This is a genomic window from Labilibaculum antarcticum (genome assembly GCF_002356295.1).
GTDB classification, from domain to species: domain Bacteria; phylum Bacteroidota; class Bacteroidia; order Bacteroidales; family Marinifilaceae; genus Labilibaculum; species Labilibaculum antarcticum.
This window is the reverse complement of the sequence record NZ_AP018042.1, coordinates 3,106,059-3,131,238: the sequence shown is the minus strand read 5'-3', so window position 1 is coordinate 3,131,238 and position 25,180 is coordinate 3,106,059. Positions and strand designations below refer to the sequence as shown.

Annotated in this window: 20 protein-coding genes and 5 tRNA genes; 7 read left to right on the top strand and 18 right to left on the bottom strand. The window is 35.8% G+C overall.

Features of this window, described 5'->3' with window-relative positions; all coding sequences use genetic code 11:
* Positions 1-144: 144 nt before the first annotated feature.
* The 4 genes from ALGA_RS12385 to ALGA_RS12370 form a co-directional block, all read right to left on the bottom strand.
* A complete protein-coding gene (locus tag ALGA_RS12385; protein ID WP_096429591.1) occupies positions 145-1,461 on the bottom strand; it encodes a sigma-54-dependent transcriptional regulator in 1,317 nt (438 codons plus the stop codon).
* Positions 1,462-1,589: 128 nt separating this feature from the next.
* The gene (locus ALGA_RS12380; RefSeq protein ID WP_096429590.1) at positions 1,590-1,907 is read right to left on the bottom strand and encodes a hypothetical protein; all 318 of its coding nucleotides are present in this window, start codon (positions 1,905-1,907) and stop codon (positions 1,590-1,592) included.
* 345 nt (positions 1,908-2,252) lie between these two features.
* Positions 2,253-2,765, bottom strand: coding sequence for a hypothetical protein (locus tag ALGA_RS12375; RefSeq protein WP_096429589.1), 513 nt, complete (start codon positions 2,763-2,765; stop codon positions 2,253-2,255).
* The gene (locus tag ALGA_RS12370) at positions 2,758-3,186 is read right to left on the bottom strand and encodes a DoxX family protein (RefSeq protein WP_096429588.1); all 429 of its coding nucleotides are present in this window, start codon (positions 3,184-3,186) and stop codon (positions 2,758-2,760) included. The genes ALGA_RS12375 and ALGA_RS12370 overlap by 8 nt, the downstream gene beginning before the upstream one ends.
* A gap of 197 nt (positions 3,187-3,383) precedes the next feature.
* Here ALGA_RS12370 and ALGA_RS12365 point away from each other — a divergent pair, with 197 nt between their 5' ends.
* Complete coding sequence (locus tag ALGA_RS12365; protein ID WP_096429587.1) at positions 3,384-5,030, top strand: M28 family metallopeptidase; 1,647 nt, start codon at positions 3,384-3,386, stop codon at positions 5,028-5,030.
* An 88-nt stretch (positions 5,031-5,118) separates the two neighbouring features.
* On the opposite strand, the gene ALGA_RS12360 is transcribed toward ALGA_RS12365, so the two are convergent.
* From ALGA_RS12360 to ALGA_RS12325, 8 genes are all read right to left on the bottom strand, one after another.
* Positions 5,119-6,324 (bottom strand): L-serine ammonia-lyase, encoded by a 1,206-nt coding sequence (locus tag ALGA_RS12360; RefSeq protein WP_096429586.1) that lies wholly within the window; start codon positions 6,322-6,324, stop codon positions 5,119-5,121.
* Between the two features lie 118 nt (positions 6,325-6,442).
* Positions 6,443-6,517: transfer RNA gene (locus tag ALGA_RS12355), tRNA-Pro, on the bottom strand.
* Positions 6,518-6,583: 66 nt separating this feature from the next.
* Positions 6,584-6,658, bottom strand: a tRNA-Pro gene (locus tag ALGA_RS12350).
* A gap of 60 nt (positions 6,659-6,718) precedes the next feature.
* Positions 6,719-6,793, bottom strand: a tRNA-Pro gene (locus ALGA_RS12345).
* A 67-nt stretch (positions 6,794-6,860) separates the two neighbouring features.
* Positions 6,861-6,935 (bottom strand) — tRNA-Pro (locus tag ALGA_RS12340).
* Between the two features lie 61 nt (positions 6,936-6,996).
* Positions 6,997-7,083: transfer RNA gene (locus ALGA_RS12335), tRNA-Ser, on the bottom strand.
* 465 nt (positions 7,084-7,548) lie between these two features.
* On the bottom strand, positions 7,549-7,824 hold the full coding sequence (locus ALGA_RS12330; RefSeq protein WP_197705555.1) for an ATP-dependent Clp protease adaptor ClpS: 276 nt from the start codon (positions 7,822-7,824) through the stop codon (positions 7,549-7,551).
* A gap of 24 nt (positions 7,825-7,848) precedes the next feature.
* On the bottom strand, positions 7,849-10,047 hold the full coding sequence (locus ALGA_RS12325; RefSeq protein WP_145957624.1) for a PD40 domain-containing protein: 2,199 nt from the start codon (positions 10,045-10,047) through the stop codon (positions 7,849-7,851).
* Positions 10,048-10,404: 357 nt separating this feature from the next.
* On the opposite strand from ALGA_RS12325, the gene bcp reads away from it, so the two are divergent.
* The 3 genes from bcp to ALGA_RS12310 all read left to right on the top strand — a co-directional run bounded on the left by bcp (position 10,405) and on the right by ALGA_RS12310 (position 14,196).
* Entirely contained in the window at positions 10,405-10,872 is a 468-nt protein-coding gene (gene bcp / locus ALGA_RS12320; RefSeq protein WP_096429583.1) for a thioredoxin-dependent thiol peroxidase, read from the top strand.
* Between the two features lie 23 nt (positions 10,873-10,895).
* Complete coding sequence (recA, locus tag ALGA_RS12315) at positions 10,896-11,915, top strand: recombinase RecA (protein ID WP_096429582.1); 1,020 nt, start codon at positions 10,896-10,898, stop codon at positions 11,913-11,915.
* A gap of 184 nt (positions 11,916-12,099) precedes the next feature.
* Entirely contained in the window at positions 12,100-14,196 is a 2,097-nt protein-coding gene (locus tag ALGA_RS12310) for a S9 family peptidase (RefSeq protein ID WP_096429581.1), read from the top strand.
* A gap of 71 nt (positions 14,197-14,267) precedes the next feature.
* Here ALGA_RS12310 and ALGA_RS12305 read toward each other — a convergent pair whose 3' ends face one another.
* Positions 14,268-15,014, bottom strand: a complete 747-nt coding sequence (locus ALGA_RS12305) for a DUF6261 family protein (protein WP_096429580.1) — start codon at positions 15,012-15,014, stop codon at positions 14,268-14,270.
* Positions 15,015-15,444: 430 nt separating this feature from the next.
* Between ALGA_RS12305 and ALGA_RS12300 the strand changes: the two genes are divergently transcribed.
* Positions 15,445-16,368: a DMT family transporter gene (locus tag ALGA_RS12300; RefSeq protein ID WP_096429579.1), complete on the top strand. Its 924-nt coding sequence runs from the start codon at positions 15,445-15,447 to the stop codon at positions 16,366-16,368.
* Positions 16,369-16,417: 49 nt separating this feature from the next.
* On the opposite strand, the gene ALGA_RS12295 is transcribed toward ALGA_RS12300, so the two are convergent.
* The 4 genes from ALGA_RS12295 to ALGA_RS12280 form a co-directional block, all read right to left on the bottom strand.
* On the bottom strand, positions 16,418-19,537 hold the full coding sequence (locus ALGA_RS12295; RefSeq protein ID WP_096429578.1) for an ATP-binding cassette domain-containing protein: 3,120 nt from the start codon (positions 19,535-19,537) through the stop codon (positions 16,418-16,420).
* Positions 19,538-19,692: 155 nt separating this feature from the next.
* The gene (locus tag ALGA_RS12290) at positions 19,693-20,526 is read right to left on the bottom strand and encodes a hypothetical protein (RefSeq protein WP_096429577.1); all 834 of its coding nucleotides are present in this window, start codon (positions 20,524-20,526) and stop codon (positions 19,693-19,695) included.
* 311 nt (positions 20,527-20,837) lie between these two features.
* Positions 20,838-21,542 carry a LytR/AlgR family response regulator transcription factor gene (locus ALGA_RS12285; RefSeq protein WP_096429576.1) on the bottom strand — a complete coding sequence of 235 codons (705 nt, stop codon included), beginning with the start codon at positions 21,540-21,542 and terminating at the stop codon, positions 20,838-20,840.
* An 11-nt stretch (positions 21,543-21,553) separates the two neighbouring features.
* A complete protein-coding gene (locus tag ALGA_RS12280) occupies positions 21,554-22,627 on the bottom strand; it encodes a sensor histidine kinase (RefSeq protein ID WP_096429575.1) in 1,074 nt (357 codons plus the stop codon).
* A gap of 204 nt (positions 22,628-22,831) precedes the next feature.
* Between ALGA_RS12280 and ALGA_RS12275 the strand changes: the two genes are divergently transcribed.
* Positions 22,832-23,467, top strand: a complete 636-nt coding sequence (locus tag ALGA_RS12275; RefSeq protein ID WP_096429574.1) for a cysteine hydrolase family protein — start codon at positions 22,832-22,834, stop codon at positions 23,465-23,467.
* Here the strand turns inward: ALGA_RS12275 and miaA are convergent.
* On the bottom strand, positions 23,464-24,378 hold the full coding sequence (gene miaA / locus ALGA_RS12270) for a tRNA (adenosine(37)-N6)-dimethylallyltransferase MiaA (protein WP_096429573.1): 915 nt from the start codon (positions 24,376-24,378) through the stop codon (positions 23,464-23,466). The two genes, ALGA_RS12275 and miaA, sit on opposite strands and share 4 nt — an antisense overlap.
* Positions 24,379-24,521: 143 nt before the next feature.
* Here miaA and ALGA_RS12265 point away from each other — a divergent pair, with 143 nt between their 5' ends.
* Positions 24,522-25,094 (top strand): Yip1 family protein, encoded by a 573-nt coding sequence (locus tag ALGA_RS12265; protein WP_096429572.1) that lies wholly within the window; start codon positions 24,522-24,524, stop codon positions 25,092-25,094.
* The last annotated feature ends 86 nt before the right edge of the window (positions 25,095-25,180 follow it).

Below are 25,180 nucleotides of genomic sequence, written 5' to 3'. Positions count from 1 at the left end.
ACAAACAATATTTACGATCAGATACTTGTTCTAATACAGGGGGGATTTCAAAAAACCACAATAACTCAATGCAAAAATGGCCGTTACAATAAATGCATCGGCCAAACAATAATAATCAATATTCACATTAATTATTAATCTACTTTAAATATTATAAATCTTGATTTTTCGATAAAGAGTTTTTCTATCAATATTTAACAAGCGTGCAGCTTTACTTTTATTATTATCCGCAATATTTAGCATTCTTTTAATCCTCTCGCCTTCGCCTTCTGATTCGAACAAAGGATTTAAATATTCCTGAGTGTTTTCATAAAAAGAAGTTGGTAATTCATTTAAGGTAATCACCTCAGATTTTGCAAGAAGAGTTGCGCGCTGAATGGCGTTCTTCATTTCTCTTAAATTACCTGGCCAAGTATAATTCTTAAGAACATATTCTGCACTTTTATCAAAAGCAAGTACCGATTTCCCAAGACTGTTATTAGCCATATTGAGAAAAAATTTCGCAAAATGCATAATATCTGTACGTCTTTCTCTTAAAGGAGGAACACTAATCTGGAATTCATTTAACCGGTGATATAAATCCTCCCGAAAAGTGCCAATTTGCTGCGACTCATTTAAATTATCATTTGTTGCGACAATAATTCTAACATCAACCGATACCTCTCGATTACTGCCAACAGGCTTCACTTTTCGTTCTTGTAAGGCTCGCAATAATTGAACCTGCGTTGAGTGATTTAGATTTCCAACTTCATCCAAAAACAGCACACCTCCATTCGCAGCCTCAAAATGTCCAATTTTATCAGTAATAGCTCCTGTAAATGCTCCTTTTTCATGTCCAAAGAATTCGCTTAAAGCCAAAGTTTTTGAAATAGATCCGCAATCGACAGCCACAAATGGTTTTTGAGACCGATCACTTTTTTCATGAATCATTTTCGCTATAATTTCCTTTCCAGTACCACTCTCACCCACAATTAAAACTGACATCAGAGTAGGAGCAATTAAATCAATATACTTTAATAATTGTTGTGATAATTTCCCTTTGCCTTGATAGTAATCATGAATCCCTGAAGATACTTTCATCTTTGTTTTCACGACAGACTTTTTATGTGAAAGAGCCTTGTTGACAATATCTAAAACCTCATCAGGTCCAAATGGCTTTGGAATAAAATCATAAGCTCCTAACTTAATCGATTTTATAGCAGATGGAACATCTGCATAGCTAGTCATGATAACCACCTCAGTATTTGGAGTAATTTGCTTCACATGGCTTATAATTTCCATACCGCATACCTCAGGCATTCTCAAATCAGTAAGTACAACATCATAAAATTTCAACTGAATCATTTTTTTCGCTTCAACCGATGAAAAACTCGTAGCGACCCTAAAATCTTTTTTTTCAAAAAAATTTTTCAACATCAAACAAAGTGTTGCATCATCATCCACAATAAGAATACTATTCATATTACTGACCAATTTTATTGTATGAAATTTAACATCCAACAGAATAACCTCTATCGATATTGTATTTCAATACCGATAGAGGTTTAAGCATTATAAGTTCGGGTAAATTGCTTAAATAGCTTTATTATTTAAACCGCTAAATCTTCTTGCTTTACGAATTCCCCTTTTACATTATAATAAACAGCAATATCTCCCTCAGAACTTGACAAGATAATCTTGTACGATCCTTCATTTCCGATAAATGATTTAAGCAATGCATAATCAGAATATGATTCTGCAAGCGCAGTTCGAACTGCTTTTGGAAGTTCTTCGGCTTTTAATTCTTCGTATTTCACGTCTTCCTGTACAAGGCTTGTCTCTGAAATTATATTTACAGCCGAAACTGAAGTTGGAATACTCATACTACACATTAATGCTACTGCTGACACTATCAAAACTCTTTTCATAACAACTCTATTTTAATTTAAAACATTTATTGTACAATTATATGATCTCTTATGAAATTTCTATGCCAGAAATAATGCGCGTCTCCATAAAGCGCCACAAGGCACTATACAACTGACAACTACAGCCTACAAATGGAAGTATCAGCTATTAAACAGACTGGCCTCAAATTGGGGACTACACAATTATGTGGGGATAAATTCCACTTTTTATTTACTGTAAAATAATTTAACAGTACGTAAATATTTATTTCTTTGGATAGAAGTGAGGGAGAAAATAAAAGTGGAAGGAAAGAATATTACGATAGCGGTTGTAAAAAACCAAACAAAAGAAAACTACTTAACCGATTAATTATTTCTTTTAAGTATCGGATTTAGAAAATACTCTTTTGCCTGCTGTTTTATCAATTTCAAATACAGAACGACTGCCTTCGACAGCAACTTATCATTAACAAGAAATTTTTTCAGAAGGTAAGCTGATCCTGCATATGGTAAAGCCGAAATAAAAACATCCTTAAACCTCACCTTGCCTTTTAAATTTAAGGCTATATAAATCAATTTAGCTGAGAAGTTTACAAATAAAAATACAATTGGAGGTGTAAGTACCTTATAATCGACAACACCATGAAAAATTGCATAAACAATAATACCTGGAAAAAGGACAGCATCAATTACACCTGCAACAAAACTCCATGCTGCCAAAACAGAACTAACATACAACACTCCTGATAAATTATTATTCACTATAATTTTTACCAGATATTCCTTTTCCGTACTTGTATAATCATCCTGACCATCTACGAACCTACAAAAATTACTTCGTGCACAAGCACATTTTTCCTGATACGAAAGCTTATTCATTAATTCCTTTTTGACAATAACTTTTATACATTCCAGGCAAATTGGCCCTATACATTAAAATACAACTAAAGAGTAATGCAGTTACCGCCATCACAAACAACTCGCCACCATCAGAGTTCCCGTCGTATTCAACAACTACACCTAAGGAAGTAAACAAATGTAAACCAACAGCTCCAAGCATCAATCCTGAAGTAATGACAGCTGCTATTTTCCATAAATTCGGTAAAAAAAACAATATACCAGCTACTAGCTCAATTGCTCCAATCCCAAAACGCCCCCATGGCTCCATGCCAATTACTGTGAAAATATGAACAGCTTCTGGATGTCCTGTAAATTTAAAGTGCAAAGTTTGAATCAATATAATAGCGGTTACTATCCTAAGTAACATCTCAACAGTTCGATATTTTCGTTTCGGCTTCATAATTATTTCTCTTTTTCTTAAAACTACAAAAATTGCAAGAAGTATTCTTAGTTTATTTTTAAAATGAAAGATACGATGATTACCGATTTAAAATTGTGATCTTGATTACATTAAGAACACTTAAGCAATATCCATTAAAAGAGAACAAAGCATAATCATTTAATTTTTGTTTTCTACCTTTAAGAAAAACAAACAAAATGAAAATAAGAACACTCCTCACACTAGCTATCGTTGCACTTATATCGGCCTGCACCTCTTCCGAAGATGGTCTTAAAAAAGCAGAATCTATCATCTCCACCGAGAGAATGATGAATTACATCAAAGAATTAGGATCGGATGAATTCCAGGGAAGAAAACCATTCTCCGAAGGCGAAATAAAAACAATTAACTACATTGCCAACCAGTACAAGGAAATTGGACTCGATCCCATTAATGGAGACTCTTATTTCCAAGAAGTTCCTTTGGTGGAGATCGCACTTACAGCTCCTGAGTTTCTCATTCTCAACTCACCCTCAAAATTTAAAAAACTAACATATGGGATTGATTTTGTCTCCTTCTCGAGACGTATCCAAGATGAAATTACATTAACGGAATCTGAATTGGTATTTGCAGGCTATGGAATTGTTGCTCCGGAGTACAACTGGAACGACTATAAGGATTTGGATGTTAAAGGAAAAACAGTGATCGTTTTAGTAAATGATCCAGGCTTTGGCTCTACTGACAATAGTTTTTTCAAAGGCAAAGAAATGACTTATTATGGTCGTTGGACCTATAAATACGAGGAAGCTGCACGCCAAGGGGCTGAAGGCATAATGATCATTCACCAAGATAAACCTGCAGGATACCCGTGGTCAGTTGTATTGAACTCAGCATCGGTTCCAAAATTATATCAACGAGATAAGAATAATTATCAGTCAAAATGTTTGGTGGAAGGATGGCTGACCTTTGATGCCGCGAAACAAGTATTTGATGATGCGGACAAAAATATAGATACTGAAATTCAACGAGCAAAACAAAAAGGATTTTCAGCTTATGATCTAAAAACGAAAGTAAGTGTTTCCTTTAAAAATTCGGCTCATTTTGATAATACACACAATGTACTGGGAGTACTACCAGGCACTGATCTGGCTGATGAATATCTTTTCTATTCTGCACATTGGGACCATCTAGGAATAGGGCCAAAAATGAATGGAGATTCAATTTACAACGGTGCTGTTGACAACGGAACATCTCTTGCATGGATGCTGGAAATTGCCCGCGCCTTTAAAGCTATGCCTCAGAAGCCTCGAAGATCAATTGTTTTTTTAGCTCCTTCAGCCGAAGAATCGGGACTAAATGGCTCAGGATTTTATGTTGATAATCCTATTTTTCCCCTAAACAAAACTGTTGCAAATATTAATAATGATCTGATGTTGCCATATGGGCGTATGAAGGATGTAATGATTACCGGATATGGACAATCAGACCTGGAAGATCTTGTAAGAATTACAGCTGAAAAACAAGATAGATATATCCTTCCTGATCCTAATCCTCAATCAGGAATGTACTACCGATCGGATCATTTCAGTTTTGCTCGTGTTGGTGTACCTGCATTATTTGCCCGGGGAAATAACGATCACCGAGAAAAAGGCATCGACTATATGTCTGCAAAAGAAAAAGACTGGTTAGCAAACTATTACCACAAACCTTTTGATGAATATGAAGATTGGTGGAATTTAGATGGTATTGCAGAAGATGCCAGATTACTTTTCCGAGTGGGCTGGGAAGTGGCGAATCAAGATGATTTCCCCAAATGGAAAGACGGTTCGGAATTTAAAGCAAGAAGAGAAAATAATCTAAAATAAAATTAGATCCTGATAAAAGATAAAATGAGGTTGATTCACACCAGAATCAACCTCTTATTTTTTCTCTCAAATCTAAACCAAAATTATTTTATCGATATGTAAAGCCCTTCAATGAAGCTAAACCGCCCAATGATGTTTCTTTGTATGAGTATGATAAATCAAGACCTGTTTTCATCATCGTCTCAGTAACCTCATCAAAACTAATTCTGTGTCGCCCATCTGAAAGCAAGGCATAAGTATTGTGATTTAAAGCTCGAGCGGCCGCAAAAACATTGCGTTCAATACATGGTATTTGCACCAAACCAAGTACAGGATCACATGTCAGTCCAAGATGATGTTCCAAGCCCATTTCAGCAGAATACTCCACCTGATATACAGTACCTCCATGCAACTGAGTCGCTGCACCAGATGCCATTGCACAAGCTGTACCAATCTCTCCCTGGCATCCAACTTCGGCTCCGGAAATTGAAGCATTTGTCTTGACTAAATTTCCAATTAACCCTGCAGTTGCCAAGGCTTTTAAAACATCTTTTTTCCCAAACTTGTAGAATTTCTTATGATATAAAAGAACAGCTGGCAAAACGCCGCAGGCACCACATGTTGGAGCAGTAACAATTACACCTCCGCTGGAATTTTCTTCAGAAACAGCCAATGCGAATGAATACAACATGGATCGTTTCCTCATCGGGCCACTTAACGTTTTCGCTTTCATCTGGTATGAATGCGACTTTCGTAACAGTTCTAATCCTCCGGGAAGTGCACCCTCTTTATTCATTCCTCTTTTTATGGCACTTTTCATTACAGACCAAACTTCATCTAAATAGATCCAAATATCCTTCCCCTCCATCAATTCGACATACTCCCAAAGTTGCTTTTTATTGATTTTGCACCACTCTAATATTTCATCCATGGTGCTTAAGTCATAAATTTTCAGAGAAGCTAATTCAGTATTATCATCTATTATTGCTCCACCACCTACACTGTAAGCAGTCCATTCTTCAATCAATTCATTTGAAGCAGAAAAAGCTTTAAAACGTAATGCATTAGGGTGTTTTTTCAGAAACTCCTCAGGTTTCCAAATTAAATTTAAATTTTTCTCCTCAAAAACTTTTTCAATTACAACACCAGTAAGATGTCCTTTACCAGTAGCAGCTAAACTCCCAAACAGAGTTACCTCATATTTTTCGGCATTAGGGTGGCGCAGCAAAAACAGCTCAGCAGCTTTTCTTGGCCCCATTGTATGGCTACTCGAGGGTCCATACCCAATGCGATAAATTTCTTTTATTGATTCCATTATGGTGTTTAATTGTTGTGTAAGTTGTGGGCAAATGTAAGAAAGTAGATACATATTCAAATGTGATTTGAAAATATATTGCACAAAAAAAGAGAAATCATTTGATTTCTCTTTCTTGTCGGGGTGGCAGGATTCGAACCTGCGACCTCCTCGTCCCAAACGAGGCGCGATAACCGGGCTACGCTACACCCCGAAATATTAATTCCGGTGCTGTACTTGATACTAAAAGAGAAAAATTGGGATCTCCTCCATTTTTTTGTCGGGGTGGCAGGATTCGAACCTGCGACCTCCTCGTCCCAAACGAGGCGCGATAACCGGGCTACGCTACACCCCGAAAAATTAATTCCGATACTTTCAAAATGAAGTTGTAAAAACTCCAGCAATATTCTCGATGTCGGGGTGGCAGGATTCGAACCTGCGACCTCCTCGTCCCAAACGAGGCGCGATAACCGGGCTACGCTACACCCCGAGAATTTAGTTTCAATATTTGCGCTAAAAAAAGAGAAGTACTTAAACTTCTCCTAACATTTCCGGTGTCGGGGTGGCAGGATTCGAACCTGCGACCTCCTCGTCCCAAACGAGGCGCGATAACCGGGCTACGCTACACCCCGGAAATGAAAGTGAAAAGTTTGACCCTTTCACTTTGCAACTTTTCAATTAAGAAAAGTAAAGCGGAGAGAGGGGGATTCGAACCCCCGGTACAGTTTCCCGTACGTCAGTTTAGCAAACTGGTGGATTAAGCCACTCTCCCACCTCTCCGTTATTGCGGTAGCAAAAGTATGTAAAAATTTCAGATGTGCAAAACATTTCATCCTCATAAAATAAAGATTTTACTCATGAAATATATAGTGAATTATAAATCAATGACATTCCTATTATTTTTATTTCAATTTAAGACAAAATAAAACCGAAAAGCATCTAATCACTCCCCGGTTCCTAATGAAATCACAATGTTTTTTCTGTTTTTTTTCCCTTTATCGGATAGATCTGCAGAAAGATTATTACAAATTTTTCTGCAGGCAATTTTACTTTATGAGGTATTTACTTACTTTAAGATGAGTCAAGTTATTATTAATGATAAAAGTTTAGATGTTAATTTGTCATCCCGCCGACCGTAAGTAAAAAGAATACCCAGGAAATCAAGAATTTTCGATAAAAGCAGAACGACACCAAAACGATGAGAAACATAGTAATTAATGCAGTTATTTACTGATTAATCTGATTCTATACAATATTTACTTTTAACCCTTTATCGGCCAAACGATCACGCATAGGTTTGATGGTACTCATCTCCCCATTTTTAACATCACATTTCCCTTTATAATGAGTAATATAAGCACATTGCTCTGCCTGACCGGGATCATGTCTACACACATCAACCAACGCATCCACAACGAAATCAAAAGTGTGAAAATCATCATTAATGAGCATTAATGTATTTCGATTTAAAAGATCGCTAATCACCTCGCTTTCTTCCTTATGTGTATCTATATCATTCATCTCAAGCATAAAATATATCCTATATTATTGTCTTAATATTTCGAGAGCTTCTTGAATAGTAATTTTATCATTCCCTGAGTATGCTACAGTAAAGGCATCGCCTAATCCGGCTTCCCGAAGTTCCATTTTTAATTTACTCACTCTGCTGTAAGAATCAAAATTACCAACAGTACAAATCGTATATCCTCGGTAATCTTTAGAATAATTGATACCGTATTTAGCAAACCTCTCTAATTTCACTTTCACATCCAAAGGAATCTCACCTGAATAAGCACCTACCTGCACTTTAAAACGAACCTCATCATCAGAAAGAGTTTGAACAGGCTTACTACTAACAACCTGTGTTGTTTGCGGTTCAGGCTTATAATCATGATCGGTTACTTTAATTGCAGTACCCAGACTCGTTTTAACACCATCCTTATAAGCAACCACAAAAGTATTAGGAAACAGTTGTCGAACTTCTGGAATTTCAGCTTTAGCAGAAGCAAATGTGGAATATTTCCCTACCATATACTTATACAATTTCCCATTACCAACAATTTCTTCTTTTACATCTCCTAAACCAGCAAAAAAGCTAGACTCAGCTCTATTAGAGAACACGCCAACTTGCAGATGATAAACATATCCTTCCTGACCAGAAGTACTTTTAGCTTCTGACTTTGAACCTGCAGAAGGTATTGTTTCAGAACTCATTACGAGTTGTCCAGTCTTTGAAGGCGCATGCACTTCAGTGGTAACTACTCCTAGAATGTTTTTATTCAGATAATCTGATTCTTGAGACTGAGCCTTTACTAATTTATTTTCAGCCTGCTTGCTTAATTCAAATGATTTCTGTTCCAGTTTGGATATTCTATTCGCTAAAGTATTCTGATAGATTCCCTCCAAACCACTCAATTGTCTTCTTAGTTCATCTGTAAATCCGACTAAACTATCGGAATTAAATTGATCATTTTTTGCTTCAATAAAAATCTCTCTTGCCTCACTCGATTTAAATTCATTCAAATAATGATAAGTCAGCTCATTCGTAACAGGAAAATTAAAGTATGGAAAATCTTTGTTACTGTATTTCATTGAATAAGAAGGTTCTTCAGCATCTTTTTGAAATACATTTCCATCTACAACATCACTTTCAATATTTAGTTTTGCAATATTAACAAGCAAATCAGGATTCATTACCACTTTTTGTTCTGGATAAACTGCTAATTTTATTTTATAAATGGTTACTTCATCATTTCCATTATCTCTGCTTGACGCGAAACTGGCAAACTCACCATTTAAATCAGTAGCAAAAAACAAATCATTAGATATCGAATTAATTGGAAATCCCATGTTTTGAGGTTCTGTCCAAGTATCTGTAATCTCATTATATACAGATTTGAAGATATCGAATCCACCCATACTTGTATGCCCTTGAGAACAAAAGTAAAGAGTTCTGTCATCGCTGGACATAAATGGATAAACCTCATCATAAGGCGAATTTAGAGAGGTTAATGCCTCCCATTCTCCCCAGCCACCATTTCTTAATCGTTTTGCACGATATAAATCCCGACCAGTCTTTTTATTTTTCCCATAACTTGAAAAATAAATGTACTCCCCTTTGCTTGAAAGACAAGCTACATCCTTATCCCCTTCACCATCAGATCTTGACTGAAGCGACTTATCTTTCTTTGACAAACGATCTCCAAATCCTTCAATATCATAATATCTAAAAAATTCATTTGTATTTACTACTTTTTTATTTCGAACATCAATAACGTAATACGAATTAACAAGAGGCAATCCATTCTGACACATCTCGATCAACCGATCAATCCCAATCGATTTTTGTTTATAATATTCTTTGAATTTCTGATAATATCGCATCGCAGAATTAAACTCGTAGTTCATATGGAAAGCTCGTCCCAAGTAATACGGTACCGATGCATTTACATTTTTTGTTGATGCAATCTTCAGATGCTGAACAGCTTCATTTACATTTTGATTTACTTCAACCTGACAAACACCTAGGTAATAATTATATTCAGGATCTTGTGGGTACACATTTATTAACTCCTGATACAAAGGCAATGCATTCCTAAAGTTTTCACCATCAAAAAATGTAAATGCCTCTTGCTCTATCTGTTGTTCTGTTTTCCCGCCACTAAAACCTTGAGCAAATGAAAACTGAAAAAAGAAAAAAGAAAGAAAAAATAAACCGTAACGTAATCTCATTTTATTATTCATAGAATCAATTTCTTGAAAATGGAAATTGGGAAAACATAAAATATCTCCCTCCAATTTAACCGACAAAAAAAATAAACTCCCTGCATTTATATCCTTAAAAACTTCTTGTACTCTGCAGGATCTAACAAAAAGTTAAGATAGTAATTATTTCATAACAAAGATAATATATAATGTGTAAGTACGAAATTCAAAATAGGGATTAAGATTAACAAAATATTGAAATAGTAAGTTGAAAAAGAAATTTCCCCCTCATGTTTTAGAGACTTTTTTTTTTAACTTCAATGTTGATAATTTTAATGCTAAAAATTCGTACCCCTATTCATATAAAAGTATATTTGTAATTTAAATTTTGAATCGATGACACATTTAAAAGAAGGAGATAACGCACCAGAGTTCACTGGTTTAAATCAAGATGAAAAGGAAATAAAACTTTCAGACTTCAAAGGAAAAAAAATAATTCTATATTTCTATCCGAAAGACAATACGCCTGGATGTACTGCTGAATCGTGCAACCTAAACGAAAACTACGATGATTTGGCAAAAAAAGGATTCGAAGTGATTGGCGTAAGTCCTGATAAAATATCATCGCACCAAAAATTTATTGCAAAGTATAATTTAGCCTTTAATTTAATTGCTGATACCGAAAAAGAAATTTTAAACGCATATGGAGCTTGGGGTGAGAAAAAATTATACGGAAAAACCTATATGGGAGTTCTGAGAACTACTTTCGTAATTTCGGAAGACGGAATTATCGAAAAAATATTTCATAAAGTAAAAACAAAAGATCACACCAATCAGATTTTATCTGAAATGGACTTACAGTAGAAATAAATAATTGAGAATATATTATGAGCGCAAAGGAAGTTGTAGAAATCAACAAAGAAAAGCTAAAAGCACTCCAGTTAACCATGGAGAAAATTGATAAAACATATGGTAAAGGTGCTATCATGAAAATGGGAGACAATGCCATTGAAGATATCGCAACCATTTCAACAGGATCTTTATCCTTAGATATGGCTTTGGGTGTGGGTGGACTGCCAAGAGGAAGAGTCATCGAAATTTACGGACCTGAATCATCAGGTAAAACAACTCTGGCTATTCATGCAATTGCTGAAGCGCAAAAAGCTGGTGGTATTGCTGCAATGATCGATGCAGAACATGCATTTGACCGCTCATATGCCGAAAGATTAGGTGTTGATACAGAAAATCTTTTAATCTCTCAACCTGACAATGGTGAGCAAGCCTTAGAGATTGTTGACCAACTGGTTCGCTCATCTGCAATTGATATCATCGTAATTGACTCGGTTGCAGCCTTAACTCCAAAAGCTGAGATTGAAGGCGAAATGGGAGATTCGAAAATGGGATTACAAGCTCGTTTGATGTCTCAGGCTTTGCGTAAATTAACTGCAAGCATTAGCAAAACAAACACAACTTGTATTTTCATTAACCAATTGCGTGAAAAAATTGGTGTAATGTTCGGAAACCCTGAAACTACAACAGGCGGTAATGCTCTTAAATTTTACGCTTCGGTTCGTTTGGATATCCGTCGAATTGGACAAATTAAAGATGGTGATGAAATTAATGGTAATCATACCCGTGTTAAGGTTGTGAAAAATAAGGTTGCACCTCCATTCCGTAAAGCTGAATTTGACATTATTTATGGCGAAGGAATTTCAAAAACAGGAGAAATCATTGACTTAGGTGTTACTTACAACATCATTAAAAAAAGTGGATCATGGTTTTCTTATGGTGAAACAAAATTAGGACAAGGTCGCGAAGGTGTTAGAAAACTTCTTATTGACAATGTTGAATTGGCTGAAGAATTAGAAGCTAAAATTATTAACGCAATCAATAATCCTGTTGCCTAATATTTTCTTAAAAATATATTTAGAAAGACTCTCAATTTTATTGAGGGTCTTTTTTTTTTATCACTTCACATCCAAACACACAATATAGAGCAGCTGCACAATACACAAATCTATTATTAATTGTTCTTCGTATTTCTTACATTTACGATGCTAAAATATAATAACACAACAAACCTATACAATCATGACAAACAAACAACTTTTGTTAGGCTTAGCTCTTGTTACAGGATTATCATCCTGCCAACAAAAAGCTGAGGAATCAAAAGAGGATTCATCCTACAAAACACCGGAAACAAAACTAGAGTCAGATGTTATGACTCCTGAGGTTTTATGGTGCTTCGGCCGCCTTGGCGGAGAAAATGTGTCTCCTGACGGAAAAACAATCTTATATGGAGTAAGCTATTTCAATAAAGAAGAAAACAGTTCCTATCGGGATTTATATACCCTTTCCGCAGAGGGTGGCGAGCCGGTTCAATTAACAAACACCACAAAAAAGGAATTCAATGAAATCTGGAGACCTGACGGCAAGAAAATCGCATACATAAGCTCTGTTAGCGGAAGCACACAAATGTGGGAAATGAATCCTGACGGAAGCATTCCGATTCAAATTTCGGAAATTGAAGGAGGCATAGATGCATTCAAATACTCGCCAGACATGAGTAAGATTTTCTACCTAAAAGAAGTTCAAGAGGAAAAGGCAGTAAAAGATCTGTATCCTGATCTTCCGAAAGCAAATGCTCGTGTGATAAATGACTTGAACTACCGCCATTGGGACAATTGGGTAGATACTTACACTCATATTTTTATTGCTGATTACAGCGCCAAAATCACCGCAGGGAAAGACATTATGGCTGGTGAAAAATGGTCGGCTCCGGTAAAACCTTTCGGTGGAACGGAACAAATTGCATGGTCGCCCGATTCGAAAACCTTAGCTTACGTATCGCGCAAATTAGAGGGTGTGGAATATGCAAAATCGACTAATTCGGACATCTACTTTTTTGATATCGCTACCGGCGAAACCAAAAACATGACCCAAGGCATGATGGGCTACGACATGAATCCTGTTTTCTCTCCTGATGGCACAAAAATGGCTTGGGAAAGTATGGAACGAGATGGTTACGAAGCTGATAAAAACCGTTTATTCGTAATGGATTTGGCAACTGGCGAAAAAACATTCTACACGAAAGATTTCGACCAAAATGCACAATCGTTAACCTGGACTGCTGACAGTAAAGGCATTTATTTTATATCTGGATGGCATGCCGTTCAGGAAATCTACAAGCTGAATTTAGCCGATGGTAAAATCAATCAGGTAACAAAAGGTATTCACGATTACCATACGGTACACATTGCCGGCGATGCTCTTATCGCAACCAAAGTATCAATGTCGAAACCTGCTGAAATTTACACGGTAAATCCGGCAACGGGAGAAGAAAAAGAGATTTCTTTCGTGAACAAGAACATTCTTGATCAACTGGAAATGGGTAAAGTAGAAGAACGATGGGTTACGACTACCGACAACAAGCAAATGTTGGTTTGGGTGATCTACCCTCCTCATTTCGATGCTAGTAAAAAATACCCAGCTTTGCTTTATTGCCAAGGCGGTCCGCAAGGAACAGTTTCACAGTTTTGGAGCTACCGTTGGAATTTCCAGATGATGGCAGCCAATGATTATATTGTTGTTGCACCCAACCGAAGAGGTTTACCTGGTTTTGGACAGGAATGGAACGAACAAATTTCAGGCGATTATGGCGGACAAAACATGAAGGATTACCTGAGTGCGATTGATGCCCTTAAACAAGAACCATTTATTGACGAAAACCGTTTGGGTTGTGTTGGTGCCTCTTATGGTGGATTCTCTGCTTACTGGCTGGCCGGACATCACGAAAAACGCTTCAAAGCATTTATTGCTCACGATGGCATGTTCAATTTAGAAGCCCAGTATTTAGAAACCGAGGAAATGTGGTTTGCAAACTGGGATTTAGGCGGTCCTTTCTGGGAAAAAGACAACAAAATAGCTCAGCGTTCTTACGCGAATTCTCCACATAAATTTGTACAAAACTGGGATACTCCAATTTTAATTATCCATGGAGGAAAAGATTACCGCATTGTTGAATCGCAGGGAATGCAGGCTTTTAATGCAGCACGCCTGCGCGGAATTCCTGCTCAATTTCTTCATTTACCTGAAGAAAACCATTGGGTTCTGGGCGTTCAAAACGGAATTTTATGGCAGCGCACTTTCGCCAACTGGCTTGACAAATATGTGAAAGAAGCAAAATAGAATTTGAAGAAAATTACAATACAGAATCCCCATCAGACTTTCGTTTGATGGGGATTTTTTTATTCAAAAAGTTAAACCGTATCACCGCTTTCATCCTTTCCCTTTTGCCCCCATTTTCCTCTTCTTCGTCGCACTGAAGCATTAACAAGAAGCAACTCTTTCTGTGTAAATTTAAAAAGAGACCTGTACTTATCAGGCTCCATTTGATGCAAAATATTGAGCATGGGAATTATCATGCTATTTATTGTTTTCATCATCGTTTTGGCATGACTCGTTGCTTCTACATCCTGCTTGCGTTTTACCCTCTCGTAAATACTTTTCACTTGAATCTCCTTCAGTTCATTACAAGCAGCCCTCAACTCACTCATGCATTTTCGAACCCCCAATAATGGCTCAATGATGGTTTTAAACTTCTCCTCCTCCAAATTCATCAACAAAGAGTTTACCACAACATTCTTAGTCAAATAACCCTTTCTATTCAAATCGCTGCCATGTTTTTCAATCAACCTCCAAACTATAGCCGCTTTTCTGCTGTCCTCTTTGTTGGGGAAGTGCATATTGGCTTTTACAAACATCTTTAAAGCAATAATCCCTTGGTTTACTCTTTCGTCAGCCTGTTTTAAATTAGAAGTATACTCCCGTTTTCGTATTTTATAAACAACCTTTTGCAGCAATTCATTTTCTTGCTCTAACTCGAGTACATTGTTCTTTAGTAAGGACGAATCGTACTTACAATTGGCTCGATAAAACCCCGTAAATATTGTTGCAAAAGTAAAAACATCCTTCGCTGTTGCGTGATATAACATTTGTGACTCCATAACGAATCTTTTTTTTTAATAGACCCAGTTGATGAATGTCTTTATTCCATTTTGTATTGATTAAAGGCCCGCATCTGCATGAGTAAATTCAATAATTAATAAGTTACAACTATTTCCCCAATAGGTAAATTATATTATTACATCGATATTTATATTCTCTATTGGGTAATATACATTAGCTAAACGCATAGATCACATACTTAATAAGAAACTCATAAAATCGTTACAGAAATTCATATTTCTTTGTGGAGAATTTAATAAATCATATCATACCCATATCTTTCTCGAACAATAAGTATGAAAACTTAAAAAACATCAAGCAATTGGGTGTAAAGTCAATCGAAAACGCAACAACAATCAAGGGAAATAGATTAGAAAGACGCATCACCTGAATTAAAATACCTAAGTTTGCTTCAAATTAGTGATCCCTATGAAGAAGTTTCTGTTCTCGACAACCGTATTGGCCATTTTTGCATGCTTGCTTTGGGCAACTCCATTTACAGCAATTAAAATTGGTTTAAAATATACAACTCCGCTTCAATTTGCAGGAATTCGATTTCTCCTTTCGGGATTAATTATTCTTCCCTTCATTAAAGATTTGAAGTACAAAGTTCTTGAATCGAAAAAAAGATGGCGCTTTATTCTTTGGGTCGCCTTGCTGCAAACCACTTTCCTTTACGGACTGTTATATACCGGAATCAGTTTTATTCCAGGTGCTTTGGCAGCCATGTTAATTGGTGCGCAACCTTTGTTTGCTGCAGTAATGGCACATCTAATGCTGAAGAATGATAAAATGACATGGCAAAAAATCATGGCTATTTTAATCGGTATAAGCGGTGTGTGTATTATTAGTTTGGGCAGAGCCGATTTTGTTCTTACAACAACAATACCACTTGGCGTAGGAATTTTAATTCTGAATAATATTGTGGGAAGTACCGGAAATGTAATCGTATCTCGCGATGCAAAAGACATGCCCCCACGTGTATTGGCTTCATTCTCGATGATCATTGGAGGGATCGTATTACTGCTAATTTCTATTCCCATTGAAAATCCATCGTGGAGTACGATTTACCCTAGTGAATATTACCTTTCCCTAACTTGGCTGGCTATAGTTTCAGCATTTGCCATCACCATTTGGTTTGGTTTGCTGCAACGCCCAGGGGTGAAAGTTTCCAATTTAAACACATGGAAATTTATTATCCCAATATTTGGCGCCTCGTTAAGCTGGTTGGTTCTTCCCGATGAAAAGCCTGATCTAATTTCAATTCTTGGAATGATTGTAATTGCTTTTAGCCTGCTTCTGGTTAATTATTTGAATCGAAGGGATGCAAAAAAACACATTGTAAAAACGTAGCATTCTACCTTCCTACATTATAGAACAATCCTGATTCAACTGACCTCTTTTACTCTTTCTTTTTCTCTTTGCGCACCAATTTAATGCTTTCGATATAGTTCATTACTTTTCTTAAAACATCAGACCATAAGGTTAAAAATAAGAAACAGGTGCCCAACCACACAACTGCAAGATTAAACCAAAATGTATCGATATAAAAATTGCCAATTCGTTTTACAGGGGAGTAAAAATGAGAGCGACCGAACTTCGAATCCGGATACATTAAAATTGGATCCTTCTTCTGAATCAATTGATGATCGACTTCTATCATCTTATTAATCTCCGTTTTATTCAAAACCAAATCAGCCAAACCCGTATTGTAATATTTCTGCTTAAACTCATAAACACCATCTCGACCCAAAGAATCGACCAAGCGTGAATACTCAAAGTCCTTTTTATAACCAGACTCACTTGCCAGCCCCAAATAATAAAGCTTTACTTTATCCAAAAAATTTCTGGTTTGCTCAGCAACATTTAAATTAAAATCAAGAACATTTAATTCCTTTAACTCAGGAAAAATTTCGATACCCACTTCACTTCCCAACTGAGAAATTTCATTTCGAAGCATCACAAAATTCGCTTCCGTATCATCTGTATTTTTTTCAAACTCGATATTTCGTTCACATTCCGACAAAACAGATTCTATTTTTGGAATCAAGAATGAACTTTTAAAAGATGCATCACTAATTCCTTTCTCATACTCAAAGAAGTGCTTCTCAAATTGATTGTCTTTAAACTGAGTAACAGCCAAAGCTTCGTATGCCCAACGCGTGGTCATCAAATCACCAACAATTGGCACATAAACCTTATCGGTGATTCCTGCATGCAAATCATCAAATTTAATCATTGCCCCACCCAATAAGAGCTGAGGAACCAGAATCAAGGGAATCAGAATATAGATCGTAATCACCGAATTCAATCCCGATGAGATATTTAATCCAATCATGTTCGAAAAACAGGAAGTTGTGAACAACACCAACCAGTAAGCAAAAAGCATCCCTTCAACCTCCAATATATAGTTACCCACCAAAACAAATGAAATGGATTGAATTGCTGATAGAACAAATAAGAAAATGATTTTAGAGCTGAGGTAACTAAGTCTGCATAAATTCAAAAATTTCTCCCGTTGCAAAATTCGTTTGTCCCGAATAATTTCTTCGGCACTTACAGTTAATCCCAAAAACATGGAAACCACAACCGACATGAATAAAAAAACAGGGAAATTTTTATTATCTCCAAATACATACCCCGAATCGGTAGTGTATTTGGTAAAATAGCCCAATATGACAGCAAGCAATGGCGCCTCAAACAAATTAATAATCAGGTACTGCTTGTTGGTTAGTTTCGAAAGGACATTACGAATCCAGAAAATGGAAAATTGCTTTAATTTACCCGGAATCTTAAAATCACTTTGTGGTAACTTCTTATCTGTACGTAATGGCAAATAATTAGATTCTATGTTATCCTTGTATTTCTGATACCACTCAACAGGAAGAATCCGTCTCTCCCGAGTTGGCTTCCCCTGGTCATCAATCAACTTGGTCTCAACAATCTGCAATATCTGTTCAGGATTTACATTTCCACAAGTAACGCACTCACTTTCGGAAGCATTAACCTGCGAATTCTGAGTCTTGAAGTAAACAATTGCATCAATTGGGTTGCCGTTATAAATGGGATAACCACCTCGATCAAGAATCCAAAGCTTATCAAACATTTTAAAAATCCCGGAGGAAGGCTGATGAATATTTGCCACAACCAATTTCCCCTTTAATGTTTGACTCTTCAACAGATTCATAACCATTTCCGAGTCGGTAGAAGACAATCCCGATGTAGGTTCATCAACCAAGAGAATGGCAGGTTCCCGCATCAGCTCCAAGCCAATATTTATTCGTTTTCGCTGTCCGCCACTAATAAATTTATTCAATGGATCCCCAACTTTAAGATCACGCACTTCATACAAATCCAGATCCTGAAGTATATGCAATACTTTTTTTAAAATTTGAATTTCACTGTAATCCTTAAAGCATAACTTGGCATTATAATACAGATTCTGAAATACAGTCAGTTCTTCAATCAACAAATCGTCTTGCGGTACAAAACCGATTAATCCCCGAACCGCCAGTTTATTTTTATGGATATCGTAATCGTTAATACGAATTTCACCGTGGTTCAAACTTAAATTCCCATTCAAAACATTCAACAATGTGGACTTTCCAACACCACTACCACCCATTATTCCAATCAACTGTCCACTCTCTTCCGAGATGTTAAACTTATGAATTCCGTTATTCGAATTACGAAACTTAAATTCTATTTCTTTTGCCGAAAATATTATTTTCTCCTGCGACTCCTCTTTCAGGAATTTTCCGGCAATATCTGTGAAATAAATTGATTTTATATTAGGCCCTTTAATAATGGAACCATTACTCAATTGATAGGTTTTATCGGGCTTTATCTTGTTTCCTTCCAGATAAAGATTCAATTCTCCCTCATATTTAAACACCAACAAGTTTACACTCTCCACGAACATGACCAGAATTCGACCATACATGTTGTCACAGAATAAATGCTTAAAATCGTTTTCATTTTTTTTAGCATCTTTCTTCATGAACCAGGATAGATTCTCAGACCATTCTGTAACCTTATTATCTATAATCAGAAATTTACTTTTGTCGTATTCGTCGAGCGTATCATCCCAAACAAAAGCAAGGCAGTTAATAAATTCCGATCTTGAAATTTTAAAACTTTCAGCAACGATACTGATAAACTCGAATTCATTCTCACTTACGACTTTATCTTCATAAACAAATTCCAGCAAACGCAACAAAACAATCAAACGCTCCTCCTGAACCAATTCGCCTTTAATCTTTGCACAAACCTTGGATGCCTCAGTTAAAGAAAGAATGTTGACCTGCTGAGAATGCACACTTACCTGATACTCCATCTCCCGACGATAGAATTCAAAATAGTTCTCAAATAATCGTAGATATTCAATTTGGAGTTCTAAATTCACATACCGATTTAAAAACCCTTCTACAATTACCTTTCCTTGCCTCGAAACTCCTTCTTCTTTAGCATTAGCAACGATGGCAAAAAGATGCATTAATGCATTTAAAATCGATTCCCCCATTTACTTTATCAGAATTTATAGTTTGCCTTTACCGGACTGACTTAAAAATACAATTTATTTCCTAAACAAAAGGAATGTTGAACCAACGATCTTGGCATAAAAAAACTGCCTTCCAAAACGAAAGGCAGTCATATATGTATTGTTACAACAATTAATTATTGAACGATAGCGTCTCTAAGTTTAGCAACACTAGCGGTAATTTCTTTAAGTTGTCCTTCAGTCATACTACCATCAACGATTTTATCATAGCTTAGTTTAAGACCATTCAACTCAATAATTAAAGAATCAATATTAGGGTCTTTAGCTTCTGGCTCTAAAACTGTTAATAGTTTATCCAATGATACTTTTTGATCAAAAATCACTTTTACTATTTCTGGGTTAGAATAAGTATTCTCAGAGATATGAGTTGCAATATACAATCCCTCAATAAAACTCCCGCTAACCACCATTAACGAAAGATTCCCTTTTGCATTCTTATTCAAAAACTCATAAGTATCGTAAAATGAATTTGTGATTACTTTCACCAACTGATCCTTATCATCCAGGTTATTCTCAACCTCTTTAACAAAAGTTTCATTGTAAGCACTTGTAATTTCAAGATTATCGATTAAAGCTTTAGAGGCTTTTAAAAACAACATTGTTTCCTGCTTACGCTGATATGTACTTGCATAACTTAAATCGGCACTATAAACACCAAGATTTAAAGCTCTTGCTTTTTCAGTAAAATATTTATCGGCATTCTCTGATGAATTAGAAAGGCCTAATATGTAATCAGCACCAATACGATTCAACATTGAAACCAACTCAAAAGTGGTTGGAAGAGGATAAACAACATCTTTCACCTCTTTCTCAATTGCTTTCTTTAGCAATGGCTTCACAGTCTGTCCTTCAGTCTTTTTTTTATCAACTGGCTTACAACCAGTAAAATTAAAAGCAAAGGCAATCACTACAAGAAAAACAATATAACGGCAATTAATAAGTTTTTTCATGGATTCTCAATTTTTATAGATCTAAAATTCAATTTTTCAGGTTTAAATTTAACAAAAAGAGAACAAAATACAAGCACGAACAACCCAATATATTTGCACTCCTTTACTGGCTCACCCGATCCTCTCTACAGAGAAGAAATTACAGGCCAAAAAACTTTATCTTCAAGAACAACTAATCACTGACTTCGACTAACAATCAGTTAGATGCAAATGAAATTCAATACAAAATACAACAAGTACTTATATTAAAAAAAAAAGACCCGATAAAAAATTTCATCGGACCTGTTGAAAAACAAAACGGGATAATAATATTATGCGGGATGTATTCTTTGAAAGAAACTCTGTTTGTAATTATTTCCAATTGGGATAGTCCCTTTTTCCAGGTGTACCATATTCCCTTCTATTGATTTGATTTTTGACAGAGACACAATATAAGATTTATGAATCCGGTAAAACTTATGAGATGGTAATAAGCGCTCAATCCCTTTTAACGATTGATAAGTAACAATATGTCCGTCGTTTGTAAAAATCTTAACGTAATCACCCAGGGCCTCAACGTACAAAATTGAGTCGAGGCTGATATTAATCGTTTTCTTATTTGCCTTAACAAAAATGAATTCCCGTTCATCCTTCTCCAATTCCTGAGGTTCAACGCCACCTTTCATTTTCTCCTCTGCTTTTTGAACCGCCAGCAAAAAGCGTTCAAAAGAAAAAGGTTTTTTCAGATAATCCAATACATTCAACTCATAGCTTTCTAAAGCATACTCTGTGTAAGCCGTGGTAATCACAACCATTGGTGGATTTTTATAAGTCTTCAGAAAATTGATTCCGCTTAAGCGAGGCATATTTATATCTAGAAAAATAAGGTCAACCTCTTTCTCTTGCAAAACCTCCATGGCCTCAATCGCATCACTGCATTTTCCTATCAACTCGAGTCCAGGTAATTCAGAAACGTATTTTTCTAAAACACGTTGTGCCAATGGTTCATCATCAACAATTAAACATTTTAACTTCATAGGATCTAAACTTAATTTGGTTCGGACAAATCGATTTGTAAGGTAACTTTATAAAGATTGTTTTCGTCCTTAATTTCCAATCGATGTTTATCGGGATACAACAACTCTAAACGACGAATTACATTCTTTATTCCGATGCCACTATTATTCTCGCGTTCTTTAGTCCACTCACCCTCCGATCGGTTCTCTATTGATAATTCAATGTTATTCTTATCTTCAAAATCAAAGAGAATATTTACAAAACCTTCATTATTTCTGCCGTAAGCGCCATGCTTAAATGCATTTTCAATAAGAGGTTCAAACAACAAAGGCGCTATTTTATACCTCGCCGTATCCCCTTTCACTACCATTTTCACGGGTATACGATCATCCAATCTGATTATCTGTAATTCGAGATAATTTCTTATAAACTCCAGCTCTTTCTCCAACAATACATAACGATCATTGCAATCGTACAAAATATATCGCATTAAATCAGACAGTTTCAAAACTAAATTGGGTGCTTTATCAGATTTATCAAGTGTAAGAGAATAAATATTATTCAAAGTATTAAAGAGAAAATGAGGATTAATCTGTGCTTTTAATGCTTTCAACTCTGCTTCCAATTTTTCTTTTTCAATATCTTTTAATTGAAAAGATATTGTTTGCAACATAAACAACTCCCTCATTAAGGACAAAAAACTTGTAACGCCAACATATATAAAGGTGAAAAATGCAAAATTAAACCAGACAACAAAAGTCAATTTGCCAAAATACTGATCTCCCTGAACAAACTGACCTAATGGATAAACCAATAAAAAATCGATAAAAAAAGCCGACAAAGAAATACAAGCTAGTAGAGCTATTGAGTATAAAAAGAATTTTTGTTTTTTAAATAAGGCTGGTATTAAAACCAACAAATTAAAATAAACAGCAACAGCAAAACAAAGATTGAACACAAATGTCATTAAGACAGGTTCCAATCTCAGAATATTTTTAAAATTACTTGCCACAAACATGGTAAACAGCCAAAATGTAAAGGCAATCACCCAAAATATTATATGATAAGCAACCCGACTACGGGTTATTTTCTTTATGTTAGTCATAACACACTATTAGCAGTAAATTTCAAAAGAAAAGTAGAAAAGAAATAACAAGGAGTGAAAATTATTCGTTGTCACCTGCAATTATCAGGTTAAAAGGGGATATTTTTCAGATATAGTAAAGCGAATAATTCAGGCTTTCGTTTTGATATCTTTTTATGCTGTTGTAATATTGTAATCGATACAAATCTAAATAAGAAATAAGCTATGTTCGCAAAAGATATTTTATTTTGGAATGTTGACACTCAAATTGATTTCATGAGTGCCTCCGGTAAATTATACGCTCCCGGTGCAGAGCAAATTCAACCTGTACTTAGCCAAATAACTTCGCTTGCTAAAAGCAATAACATTCAAGTAGTCAACACTGCTGATTTCCATTACGACAGCTCAAAAGAATTGTCGAACAATCCTGATTTCATCACAACATTTCCACCACATTGCATGGCCAATACATCTGGTGCCGAATATGTGAACGAAACGAATCCTGAAACGCCATTTTCTGAAGTTTTATGGGACCAGATCTATTCTGAGAAAAATATTCGTGATTTTATTATCAATCGCAATATTATAATCAAAAAAGATGCTTTTGATGTATTTGAGGGAAATACAAATACAGAAGCCGTGTTAGAACTCATAGCACCTAAAAAGGTTTTCGTGTATGGAGTTACAACTAATGTTTGTGTTGATTGCGCGGTTGTTGGTTTAGCTCAACGAAACATTGCTGTTTACGTTATTGAAGATGCCATTAAGGAATTACCAAACATTCCCCTACCCTTCGCACGTTGGGATCAATTAGGCGTTACAAGAATCACATTCTCTGAACTTGGAAAACACCTAAACTAAATCACCGCCAACTCTTTCACCTTCTGTATTTTCTCCTCCAATGGCATAAACCCATCCAACCAATGGATGTTTGAGCCACTACGTTCCATTTTCCGGAACCAGGTCATTTGACGCTTGGCAAACTGATGAATTGCCACCTCAAGACTAGTAAACATCTCATCGTAAGTTAAGTCACCAACAACATACTGTGTCAAAAATTTATATTCCAAGCCATAGTATATTAAATCGTCAGCTGAAACGCCTGATTTAATCAAAGCTTCAACCTCTTCGACCATTCCCGATTTTAGGCGCTCTTTTAAACGCTGGGTGATTCTCGCCCGCCTAACCTCACGATCGAACTTGATTCCTATTAGTAAAGGATTCATTTCCGGATAATCTATTTCTATTTCGGGATGAGAAGCACAGTATCGTTCTATTTCGATAGCCCGAATCGCCCGCTTCTGAGTTTCCAGATCAGAATTATTGTGTACTTTTTTGTAAGAGCGAAGAATAGCTCCTAACTCATCCAATGACTTATCAAGCAATTCATCACGAAAAGCCTGATCTTTTGGCACTGCAATCAATTTATAGCCTTTCAAAGCTGCCTCCAGGTACATTCCTGTTCCACCGCAAACAACAGGCATCTTTTTTTTTGCAGTAATCAGCTCAAAAGCTTTTACAAAATCTTGCTGAAACTCATACACATTGTACTTATAACCGGCATCGGCAATATCAATTAAATGATATGGGATAGGAGTTCCATCCAAAACATATTCATCCAAATCTTTACCTGTCCCCAAATCCATTCCACGATATATCTGACGGGAATCTGCACTAATGATTTCCCCATTGAATTCTTTTGCCAAATGTACCGCCAGGCTTGTTTTTCCGGTAGCGGTTGCTCCAAGTACAACTAATAAGTTATTCTGCATCTTAAATATTTTTCCCGAACCAAAAACGATCAGTTTTTGTTTATCCGGATATTGTTTATCTTACAATAAGAAAAGACTGTGTATGTGATCTACGCGGTAAAATTACTTTAAGTTTTTTGAATTCACCAACAACTCTATTCAATATGACAATCGCAAGTGCATACAAACACAGTCTACTCCTTTTTATTCAACCAGAACAGACTTGGAAATCAATTGCTAGAGAAGAACGAAGCCCCAAACAATTATTCCTGAGTCTTATACTCCCATTGCTATTATTAATGGCCATTTGTAATTTTTCAGGCTATCAATTATTCGATCACAATCCTTCGCAACATATTAATATGCACATATTTTCAGCAAGTGCGACATTTCTGTTTTCCATTCTATCAATTTACATTTCCAGTCTTCTTGCCAGTAAATTTGCCCACTTCGATACTAAAACCATAAGATTCAACAAAGCTTTCACCCTTATTGGCTATTCCTTCGTCCCTGGCATCATATTTAATTCGTTGGCATTTTTAATTCCAACGATAAATTATCTTACCATTTTAAGCCTTTTCAGTTTTTACATTCTTTACAAAGGAATATCCCCAATGCTTTCAATTGCTGATGATAAAAAATCGGGGTATTTTACATTCATATTAATTGGATTGCTTTCGATATATGCTGTTTTAGGCGCATTTTTTATTGGAACAGCCAGCCTTTTGGATTTTTAATCAAAGAGCCTAAATCAAAGCATACAATTTTGCAAGAAAACACTTCAAATTAGAAAAGCTTAGTTAATTTTGATTTTATTCAAAAT